This is a genomic window from Bacillus sp. UMB0728 (assembly GCF_002858875.1).
In the GTDB taxonomy this organism is placed as follows: domain Bacteria; phylum Bacillota; class Bacilli; order Bacillales; family Cytobacillaceae; genus Bacillus_AB; species Bacillus_AB infantis.
In genome coordinates this window covers 699,979-709,992 of the sequence record NZ_PKLA01000004.1, presented here as the reverse complement: position 1 = coordinate 709,992, position 10,014 = coordinate 699,979, and the positions used below count along the sequence as shown (strand labels likewise).

The window sequence follows — 10,014 nt, the reverse complement described above, 5'->3', positions numbered from 1 at the left end:
GCGGCGGACTGTAAATCCGCTCCCTCAGGGTTCGGCGGTTCGAATCCGTCCCCCTCCACCATTCATACAGGGGTATAGTTTAAAGGTAGAACAGAGGTCTCCAAAACCTCCAGTGTGGGTTCGATTCCTACTACCCCTGCCAATTTTATTATGGCGATTGTGGCGAAGTGGTTAACGCATCGGATTGTGGTTCCGACATTCGTGGGTTCGATTCCCATCAGTCGCCCCATTTTTTAATCACAATATTGCATTCTATGCATATCATATTATTGGGCTATAGCCAAGCGGTAAGGCAACGGACTTTGACTCCGTCATGCGTTGGTTCGAATCCAGCTAGCCCAGCCATTTGCGGAAGTAGTTCAGTGGTAGAACATCACCTTGCCAAGGTGGGGGTCGCGGGTTCGAATCCCGTCTTCCGCTCCAAACGTTCTGGCGGCATAGCCAAGAGGTAAGGCAGAGGTCTGCAAAACCTTTATCACCGGTTCGATTCCGGTTGCCGCCTCCATTCCAATTACAGGAAATGGAGAATGAACGATAAATTAAATGATATGCCGGTGTGGCGGAATTGGCAGACGCGCACGACTCAAAATCGTGTTCCTTCTGGAGTGCCGGTTCGACCCCGGCCACCGGTATCATTTTCTTTTTATACAGGGTTTCCTGTTTTTATTTTTGAAAAGGCATCGACAAATTTCAGCAATTTTCGATGCGGGTGTAGTTTAATGGTAAAACCTCAGCCTTCCAAGCTGATGTCGTGGGTTCGATTCCCATCACCCGCTCCATACATAATTTCATCAACGCAGTGTTTCGTTTCCAGAAAACGAAGCATTGCGTTTTTTCTTTGTCTTGATCCCGATAAGGCATGACCCGTGGGTTACGGTAAGATGTCAGCCAGTCTTTCTTCTCTATGAAGAAGTCAAAATTTTCCCCCTCTTTTGGTCAATTATGTTGCCCCTTTTTATTTGATAGCCTCCTATAATAAAAGAAAGCGATTACAAAAGGCGGTGAGAGTAAAATTGGATGCAAAAACAGAGTTGGCTCCCATAAAGGCGGACGCTGTAACAAAGAGAACAAGCAAAAGAAAAGCACGTCTTCGAAGTATATTAATTTATGCGGCTTTTACCGGACCGGCCATTATATTCTTTGTCCTTATTCAGGTGATACCATTCCTTATGGGTTTATATTATTCCTTTACCTCATGGAATGGTGTAAGCTCAGCTGTCGAATGGGTCGGGCTGCAAAACTATATCAAAATTTTCAAGGATGATCCGAACTTTTTCCAATCTTTCTTGTTTACAACCAAGTTCATGCTGGCCTCAGTGGTTATCAGCAATTTAATTGGATTTGGACTTGCCCTGCTACTTAACGCGGCCTTGAAGACACGGAATATTCTCAGAACCGTCTTCTTTATACCGAATGTAATTGGAGGACTGCTGCTTGGGTTCATCTGGCAGTTTATCTTTGTCAAAGCGTTTGCTTCCATCGGAAATTTGACTGGCCTGGCGTTTTTCAAGCTTGCCTGGCTGGGGGATGAGACTACAGCATTTTGGGGAATTGTCATTGTGTTTGCATGGCAGGTGAGCGGCTATATGATGGTGATTTATATCGCAGCCCTGCAGGGAGTGGACCATTCCCTTCTTGAGGCGGCAAGGATTGACGGGGCTTCAAACTGGACGCTTCTTACCCGCATCATTATACCGCTGATCATTCCGGCTTTCACTATTTGTTTCTTTTTGACTATATCAATGGCCTTTAAGATCTTTGATTTAAATCTTTCTCTTACAAATGGGGGACCGTTTAATTCAACACAGTCTGTAGCCATCAACATTTATCAGGAGGCTTTCCAAAATAACCGCTATGGTCTCGGGACGGCCAAATCGATTCTTTTCTTTCTGATTGTCGCCGTGTTTACATCGGTTCAGGTAATTATGACGAAAAGGAAGGAGGTTGAAGCCTGATGAATCGCAAGTATACAGGAAGGACGTTTCTGCTGGAGATAATCGGCATCATTCTTGGGCTGATTTTTCTGATCCCCTTCTATTTTGTGGCGGTTAATTCAGTCAAAAGCTTTGCTGAAATCTTATTGGATGCAGCTGCTTTTCCAAAGGAAGTGTTATTTGCTAATTATTCGAAGGTTTGGGAAATCATTAATTTTCCGAGGGCATTCTGGAATTCACTGATCATTACTGTGCTCAGCAATATTGGCCTGGTAATCATCAGTTCAATGGCTGCATGGAAAATGGTGAGGACTCCCGGGCGCTTCAGCAAGATTCTGTTTATCCTTTTTGTCTCAGCAATGGTCATTCCCTTTCAGACGGTTATGATCCCGCTTATGAAGCTCGGAGGCGCCCTGAATATGACGAACAGCATTCCCGGACTGATTATGATGTATTTCGGGTTTGGCGTTCCTCTTTCCCTGTTCCTTTACCATGGATTTGTCAAAACGGTTCCAAGGGAGATAGAAGAGTCGGCGCTGATTGATGGGTGCAGCCAGTTCGGGGTTTTTTGGAGGATCGTTTTCCCGCTTTTAAAGCCGATTACAGTGACGGTTGTCATCCTTAATACCTTATGGATTTGGAATGATTTCCTTCTTCCGCTCCTGGTGCTGCAGGATGCCGAGCTGAGAACAATCCCGCTCGCCACCAGCTCCTTCTTTGCCCAATATACAAAACAGTGGGATATGGGCCTGGCAGCGCTTGTACTTGGCATTACGCCGGTCATCATCTTCTTCCTGTTCCTGCAGAAGCATATTATTAAAGGCATAGCATCAGGCTCCATCAAATAGATATCAAATTTTAGCGGCGGCTAGAATGTGCCGCTAAAATGATATATAAATAGAATTCAAGGAGGTCAATGACAATGAAACGCTTATTGCTTATTTGCCTGTCCCTGCTTTTCACATTCGGGATTTTGGCCGGCTGTTCGTCAGGAAGCACTTCTGGAACTGATGATAAAGAGGGGACAAAGGATACCGGGGAAGAGACGGTTACTCTCAACCTGTTCCAATTTAAAGTTGAAATTGCCGACCAGCTTCAGGAGATGATCACTGAGTTCGAAGCCGAGCATCCCAATATCAAAGTAAAGCTGGAAACTGTTGGCGGCGGTGCCGATTACGGTGCTGCGCTGAAAGCGAAATTTGCTTCTGGTGAACAGCCGGATATTTTCAACAATGGCGGCTTTAAAGAACTGGAACTGTGGAAGGAGCATCTGGCCGACCTATCCAATGAGCCATGGGTTGAGCATCTTCTCCCGATCGGCAAAGTGCCGATGACAGATACAGACGGCAAGCTTTATGGCATGCCGGTCAACCTTGAAGGATACGGATTTGTCTATAATAAAGATTTGTTTGAGAAAGCGGGCATTAAGGAGCCTCCGGCCAATATTACAGAGCTCAAGGATGCTGCTGAGAAACTGAAGGACAGCGGCACTACACCTTTCTCAGCTGGATATGGGGAATGGTGGGTCATCGGGCAGCACTTGCTGAATATCCCTTTTGCCCAGCAGGAAGATCCTATTGCCTTTATTGAAGGACTTTATGATGGTACAGAGAAGTTTACAGATAATGAGCAATTCAAGCAGTTTAAAGAAGTGCTTGATACAGAAATCAATTTTGGAAATGATAATCCATTGACCACTGACTATAACACGCAGGTCACCCAATTTGCCGCAGGCCAGACTGCCATGCTGCAGCAGGGGAACTGGACTGAAAATATGATTTATGAGGTTAATCCTGATATGAATATGGGCTTTTTGCCGATTCCGATCTCAGATGACGAAAATGCTGACCGCCTCCCTGTTGGGGTCCCGAATAACTGGGTTCTGAATAAGAATTCCGAGCACCTGGATGAAGCTAAATTGTTCCTGGAATGGATGGTATCTTCTGATACAGGAAAACGCTATTTAACCGAGGAATTTGCTTTCATCCCTGCTTTTGACAATATTGAGGCATCAGGTCTTGGCGATCTTGGCCAGTCAATCCTTGAGTACTCCAAAGAAGAGAAAACAATTCCGTGGACATGGTTCAGATGGCCGGATGGAGCGAACAAGGAATTCGCCGCTAGCATCCAGGAATATGCTGCAGGTAAAATTGATTATGATACTCTGCTAGAGAGGTTCCAGAAAACCTGGGATAACTTAAAGTAAAGCAGAGATCACTGCCAGGATAAAAAGCATGTCTGCAACAGGGCATGCTTTTTATTTTCCATAAATGAAAAAATCTTCAGCATGTCTCACCCTGTCCCATATATACTTACATTATCAGGGCCTGGGGAGGACTATTTATGATTAAGAACAGTATCCGCAATAAACTGATCGTCCTGCTGCTGCTGATCACAATCATTCCTTTCGGCACATCGATTATCATTACCTACTTCCATACGAAGGAGTTTTTGAAAAATCAGGCTGTAGAGGAAAACAGCAAGCTTCTTTATCAGGGCAAAATCAACCTGGAGAGCTATATGAATGAGCTGAATGGATTGACATTGTCTCTGTACAATAATCCCGGCTTCTTAAATTTCCTGAGGTCTTCTAAAGATGAGGACAATTATTTAACAATCGGGATCATGAAAAATGTGGTCCAAACCATCCTTTATGCCGGGGATACCATTAACAGGGTCCAAATAGCCTTTGCAGACGAAGACAGGGTCATCTCCGCTTCCAGGAGGTCTACAGTCGTCTTCATGAAAGGAAGGAGCGCCAAAAGCGCAGAGGCCTTCAATAGAGCCAGGGACAGCTCCTCGCATATGTATATTGAACCGCTGATGGAACAGACGAATTCCCGGAATATCATGGCAGTGCATCGTGCGTTTACAAATATTCCATCAGACAATGTGCTGGCCTACATTACTCTTGAGATCGCTCCGGATGACATCGTGAATCTCAGCAGGAATCTTTATACTCCGGGAAGCGAGGAATTTTATATTGTATCTCAGGATGGCCTTCTCATTTATAGCTCTGACAAGGATGCTGCAAGCGGACAGGTGCCCGAAAAATGGGTGGATGCCATTGTGAGTTCAGGAAATAAGGCGGGGACACTTGAATGGAAGAAAGATGATTTCAGCGGCATGATGATTTACGAGCAGATGGAAGAAAGTGCGGGCGGCTGGTTCCTCGTGAAGCGGGTCCCGGATACAACTTTGTATGAAAGCGCTTTTAGCGTTGCGAAAATCAACATCCTTTTCGGCATTATCGGGTTAACGCTGGTTATCCTTGCCACCTTATTCGTTTCTTTTAGAATCACCTCCCCGATCCGGGTGCTGCTGAGGAGCATCAGCCAGGTAGAGCGGGGGGACATGAATGTTGAATATGATTCATTCGGGAAGGATGAAATCGGCATCCTTGGAATGAGGTTCAATGAGATGATCGAGAAAATAAACCATCTCATCAACAGGGAATATAAGCTGGAGATTGAGAATAAAACCAATCAGCTGAAGGTGCTCCAGTCGCAGATCAACCCGCATTTCCTGTACAATGCCCTCCAGTCGATCGGAACGGTTGCCTTGAAAAACAAAGTTCCCCAGATTTATACCCTGATTACCCATCTTTCAAAAATCATGAGGTACGGGATGGACATGGAGGAGGACCGGGTGCCGCTGATAAAAGAGATTAATTATACAAAGGCCTTCCTGCTCCTGCAGAAAGAGCGGTTTGGCGAAAAGTTTATCTACAGGATTGATGCAGGTGAAGAGGTCTCATCTGTCAAAGTTCCTAAAATGCTGCTGCAGCCGGTCATTGAGAATTATTTTAAGCATGGATTTACTCCGGGTGAAGGGACAGGCGAGCTGAATATCGAATGTTATAAAGACAGCGGATTTCTATGCATAGATATAAGTGATAATGGCGGAGGCGCAGATGATGGCAGGCTGGGGGATATATGGCGCTGTATTAAAGGCGGGCCGCTTGAGGCCAAAGGGGACAGCACGAGCATCGGGCTTAGGAATGTGTATGGACGGCTGATGCTTTATTACGGAGAAGAAGCAATCCTGCAGCTTGGAAATCGTGGAGGCAAAGGCTTTATCGTTTCCATGAAGCTTCCGCTGCACCCGGGGGGCGAAGTGGATGAAGGCAATCATCATCGATGATGAAAAGCATGTCAGGGAAGGGCTTCTTATGCTTGCAGAATGGGAAAAGCATGGAATCAGCTCCATCTTTGAGGCAGAGGACGGGGAAGAGGCTATCAGACTGATCGGCGAAGTGCAGCCTGATATTATTTTTACCGATATGAATATGCCGAGGTGTGACGGCATCAGCCTTTTGAAGTGGATCCATGGTTCCCAATGCCAGGTGAAAACGATCGTTGTCAGCGGCTATGATGACTACGAGTATATGAGGAACGCCATCTATTATAAAAGCTTTGATTATATCTTAAAGCCGATTGATCCGGAACTGCTGAATGAAACGCTCAAAAGGGCAGTCAATGACCTTGCAGCTTCACGTTTGACAGGGGAGGCCTTTAGAGAGCCCAGGGAAAGCAAAGCAGCCCAGAAAGAGAACAATAACATCAAGCAAATCGAAGAGTTTCTGGTGCAGAATTATCATCTTGATATCACACTGCAGGATATCGCTGACCGTTTTTATTTGAGCAGAGAGTATATATCCAGGAAATTCAAACAGGACTTCCACGCAACCATTACAGATTATTTGACCAATATCCGGATGGAAAAGGCAAAGGAGCTGCTTGGCAGCCCATCTTTGAAAATTTACGAGATAGCCTATCAGGTTGGATACCAGAATGAAAAATATTTCAGCAAGGTTTTTAAAAAGCTGACCGGCTATACACCGAATGAATATCGGAATCTGCCGCCGGGCAGCAGATAGGAGGAAGAACAATGGCAAAAGTGACGGTATGGAATGAAAATCAGCATGAGCAAAAAAACGCGGAAGTGAGGGCCGTTTATCCTGATGGGATACACGGAGCGATTGCCTCCTTTTTGGAAGGTGAGTCCTTTGAAGTAAGGACAGCGACGCTTGATGACGATGAATGCGGATTAACCCGGGAGGTTCTGGAAGATACAGATGTACTGATCTGGTGGGGGCATATCGCCCACGATGCGGTCCCGGATGAAATTGTTGACAGGGTGAAACAGCGGGTGCTGGACGGCATGGGGCTGATCGTCCTTCATTCAGGCCATTTTTCAAAAATATTTAAATCATTAATGGGAACTTCCTGTGATTTGAAATGGCGGGAAGCAGACGAAAAGGAACGGATCTGGGTCGTGGATCCGAGCCATCCGATTGCGGAAGGGCTGGGGGAGTATATCGAATTGGAGCGGGAGGAAATGTACGGTGAGCATTTTGATATCCCTGCTCCGGACCAGCTCGTGATGGTCAGCTGGTTCGAGGGCGGAGAAGTGTTCCGGAGCGGCTGCACCTATCAGCGCGGGAAAGGAAAAGTATTCTATTTCCGGCCTGGGCATGAAACCTATCCGACTTATTTTAACAAAGATGTTCAAAAGGTCATCATTAATGCTGTCAGGTGGGCAGAAGGATCCCGTCAGCCTGAGGTGAAGTATGGGAATGCCAAGCCGCTGGAGCATATAAAAGGGAAGAACGGGGAGGGGTAAGGATGGAACAGATTAAGATTGGGGTCATCGGGTGCGGCAGTATCGCCAAGCACAGGCATCTGCCGGAATATCACCTGAACGGCAGGGCTGAAATCATGGCTGTCTGTGATATTGTGGAGGAAAGGGCGATGGATATGGCTGCCCTGTATCATGCTGAAGCATATACCAGCTATGAGGATCTGCTGGAAAATCCGGAAATCGATGCAGTGAGCGTGTGCACACCGAATTATCTGCATGCCCCCATCTCCATAGCCGCCCTGAAGGCAGGTAAGCATGTTCTTTGTGAAAAGCCGATGGCTGTGTCGGTGAAGGAAGCGGAGAGCATGATAGAAGCGGCAAGGAAATATGGGAAAAAGCTTATGATCGGCCATAATCAGCGGTTTGTGCCTTCCCATCAGAAAGCCCGTGCGTTTATAGCGAGCGGGGAAGCGGGCAAGGTATACAGCTTCAGAACCGCTTTTGGGCATGGCGGACCAGAGGGCTGGAGTGCGGATGGGAAGGACAGCTGGTTTTTCCGGAAAAGCGAGGCGTTTATTGGGGCGATGGGAGACCTTGGAGTACATAAAGCCGACCTGATCCGCTATTTGCTGGGAGAGGAGATCACACAGGCCGGCGCTTTTGTGGAAGCAAGCTCAAAGGAAAACAGCGATGTGGACGATACAGCCGTCTGCATTTTAAAAACGGAAAGCGGTGTGATCGGAACCCTGGCAGCCAGCTGGTCCTACGTATCAAAAGAAGATAATTCAACTATCATCTATGCTGAGAATGCGATCCTCAGGCTTGAGGACGACCCTGTCAATTCCCTCGTCATCCAGTACAAGAACGGAGAAACACTGAAATATGAGCTTGGCGGCATTCAGACGAATGAAGAAGGAAAGCAGACGCAGTCCCATGTTATCAGTACATTCATTGACAGTATTGCGGAAGACAAAGAGCCTCCAGTGAGCGGGGAAGAGGGACTGAAATCCTTAAGGGTTGTCCTTGCTGCGCTGGAGTCGGGCCAGTCCGGGAAAATAGTGAGATTGCCTTAAGGGGGGATTGTATGGAAAAGCTGCGTGTTGGAATTATCGGAGCCGGCGGGATTGCGCAGAGCCGCCATATCCCCGCACTGCTGACATTATCAGAGCTGGCCTCTGTTGAAGCAATCTGTGATATCCATGAAGAGACTGCCAGGCTTACAGCAGAGAAATTCGGGGTGCCTCACGCCTTTGGGGATTATCAGGATATGCTGGAGATTGTGGACGCTGTTGTGATTTGCACACCCAACCGATATCATGCCGAAATCTCTGTGGCAGCATTGAAAGCAGGAAAGCATGTTCTCTGTGAAAAGCCCATGGCAATGACTGCAGAAGAATGCGAAGAAATGATTAAGGCCTCTAAGAAATCAGGCAAACAGCTGGCGATTGCCTATCATTATCGGTTTATGAAAGAAGCAAGGGCTGCTAAAAAGGTCATAGAGGAAAACGAAATCGGCCAGCCGATCGTTGCCCGGGCAAAGGCACTGAGAAGAAGGAAGGTTCCGGGCTGGGGCGTTTTTACCAATAAGGAGCTGCAGGGAGGAGGCGCCATGATTGACTATGGCTGCCATTTCCTTGATCTTGCTTTATGGCTGCTCGGCAGCCCGGAACCTGTTGAGGTAACGGGCACAGCCTACAATCAACTCAGCAGGATGGAAAACCAGGTGAATCTTTGGGGAGATTATGATCATCAAACCATTGAAGTCGAGGACCATGTGACAGCCTATATCCGCTTTGCGAATGGCGCCTCCCTCCTGTTCGAGACTTCCTGGATGGCCAATATCAAAAATGATGAAGAAAGCCTTGGCATTTCCGGGCTTACCGGAGGAATTGATGTATTTCCATTCCAGCTGAACCAGCTGAAAAATGGGATGCTCCTGAATAGTGAGGCAGAGTGGCTTCCCGGGGAGGAGGATCCCGGCATACCGCAGGCAAGGAATTTTCTCAATAGCTGTCTGGGAAAAGAACAGCTTATTGTTAAGCCGGAAGAGGCCCTGCGTGTATCGAAGATCATTGATGCCATCTATAAAAGCAGTGAAACAGGCAAAAGCATTGTCCTGGAATGAGGAGGATGCGGCATCATATTCTGGACATGACTGCCAGCTGATGGATGCCAAATGAGAAAAAAGCAGATGCATGTTAATGCCTCTGCTTTTTTCTTATCCAACAATACAGAATTCCCCTTCTCCTCCATGAACCTGCAAAAACATCCCCATAAGGGATTCCGCCAATCTGGCACAGCTGTCTTTTTCAAGAGATGGCCTGAAATAGATGATCTGTACAGCTTCAGTTGTTTCCTCTGTAACAGGCGCACGATTGGAGTCGACAAACGGGCTGCCGAATGGACCGTTATGATCTTCGGTGATAATGAGGTTCTCAAGTGAATTCGGCCTGCCGTTCAAGCCCGTATATTCTTCTCCTTCATGCCCCAGACGAAA

Annotated in this window: 8 protein-coding genes, 7 tRNA genes and 1 pseudogene; 15 read left to right on the top strand and 1 reads right to left on the bottom strand. The window is 46.9% G+C overall.

The annotated features are described in order from the left end of the window. Positions 1-68 precede the first annotated feature (68 nt). The 15 genes from CYJ37_RS19280 to CYJ37_RS19210 all read left to right on the top strand — a co-directional run bounded on the left by CYJ37_RS19280 (position 69) and on the right by CYJ37_RS19210 (position 9,642). A tRNA-Trp gene (locus tag CYJ37_RS19280) sits at positions 69-142 on the top strand. A gap of 11 nt (positions 143-153) precedes the next feature. Then, positions 154-229: transfer RNA gene (locus CYJ37_RS19275), tRNA-His, on the top strand. Positions 230-270: 41 nt separating this feature from the next. Continuing rightward, positions 271-345: transfer RNA gene (locus CYJ37_RS19270), tRNA-Gln, on the top strand. A gap of 3 nt (positions 346-348) precedes the next feature. After that, positions 349-423 (top strand) — tRNA-Gly (locus CYJ37_RS19265). 8 nt (positions 424-431) lie between these two features. Further along, positions 432-505: transfer RNA gene (locus CYJ37_RS19260), tRNA-Cys, on the top strand. Positions 506-550: 45 nt separating this feature from the next. Further along, a tRNA-Leu gene (locus CYJ37_RS19255) sits at positions 551-632 on the top strand. 73 nt (positions 633-705) lie between these two features. Further along, positions 706-779 (top strand) — tRNA-Gly (locus tag CYJ37_RS19250). 234 nt (positions 780-1,013) lie between these two features. Then, positions 1,014-1,955 carry a carbohydrate ABC transporter permease gene (locus CYJ37_RS19245; protein ID WP_101551123.1) on the top strand — a complete coding sequence of 314 codons (942 nt, stop codon included), beginning with the start codon at positions 1,014-1,016 and terminating at the stop codon, positions 1,953-1,955. Further along, entirely contained in the window at positions 1,955-2,782 is an 828-nt protein-coding gene (locus tag CYJ37_RS19240; protein WP_009794994.1) for a carbohydrate ABC transporter permease, read from the top strand. The genes CYJ37_RS19245 and CYJ37_RS19240 overlap by 1 nt, the downstream gene beginning before the upstream one ends. 74 nt (positions 2,783-2,856) lie before the next feature. Continuing rightward, positions 2,857-4,140: an ABC transporter substrate-binding protein gene (locus CYJ37_RS19235; protein ID WP_101551121.1), complete on the top strand. Its 1,284-nt coding sequence runs from the start codon at positions 2,857-2,859 to the stop codon at positions 4,138-4,140. Positions 4,141-4,277: 137 nt separating this feature from the next. After that, positions 4,278-6,077 (top strand): cache domain-containing sensor histidine kinase, encoded by a 1,800-nt coding sequence (locus CYJ37_RS19230; RefSeq protein WP_101551119.1) that lies wholly within the window; start codon positions 4,278-4,280, stop codon positions 6,075-6,077. Continuing rightward, positions 6,055-6,813: a response regulator transcription factor gene (locus tag CYJ37_RS19225; protein WP_101551117.1), complete on the top strand. Its 759-nt coding sequence runs from the start codon at positions 6,055-6,057 to the stop codon at positions 6,811-6,813. Before CYJ37_RS19230 ends, CYJ37_RS19225 begins: the two co-directional genes overlap by 23 nt. Before the next feature lie 11 nt (positions 6,814-6,824). Then, on the top strand, positions 6,825-7,559 hold the full coding sequence (locus CYJ37_RS19220; protein ID WP_009794998.1) for a ThuA domain-containing protein: 735 nt from the start codon (positions 6,825-6,827) through the stop codon (positions 7,557-7,559). A gap of 2 nt (positions 7,560-7,561) precedes the next feature. Beyond that, positions 7,562-8,590 carry a Gfo/Idh/MocA family protein gene (locus tag CYJ37_RS19215; protein WP_101551115.1) on the top strand — a complete coding sequence of 343 codons (1,029 nt, stop codon included), beginning with the start codon at positions 7,562-7,564 and terminating at the stop codon, positions 8,588-8,590. 11 nt (positions 8,591-8,601) lie between these two features. Next, complete coding sequence (locus tag CYJ37_RS19210; protein WP_101551114.1) at positions 8,602-9,642, top strand: Gfo/Idh/MocA family protein; 1,041 nt, start codon at positions 8,602-8,604, stop codon at positions 9,640-9,642. A 93-nt stretch (positions 9,643-9,735) separates the two neighbouring features. On the opposite strand, the pseudogene CYJ37_RS19205 reads toward CYJ37_RS19210, so the two are convergent. Further along, positions 9,736-10,014 (bottom strand): annotated as a pseudogene (locus CYJ37_RS19205) (hypothetical protein); the annotation flags it as partial.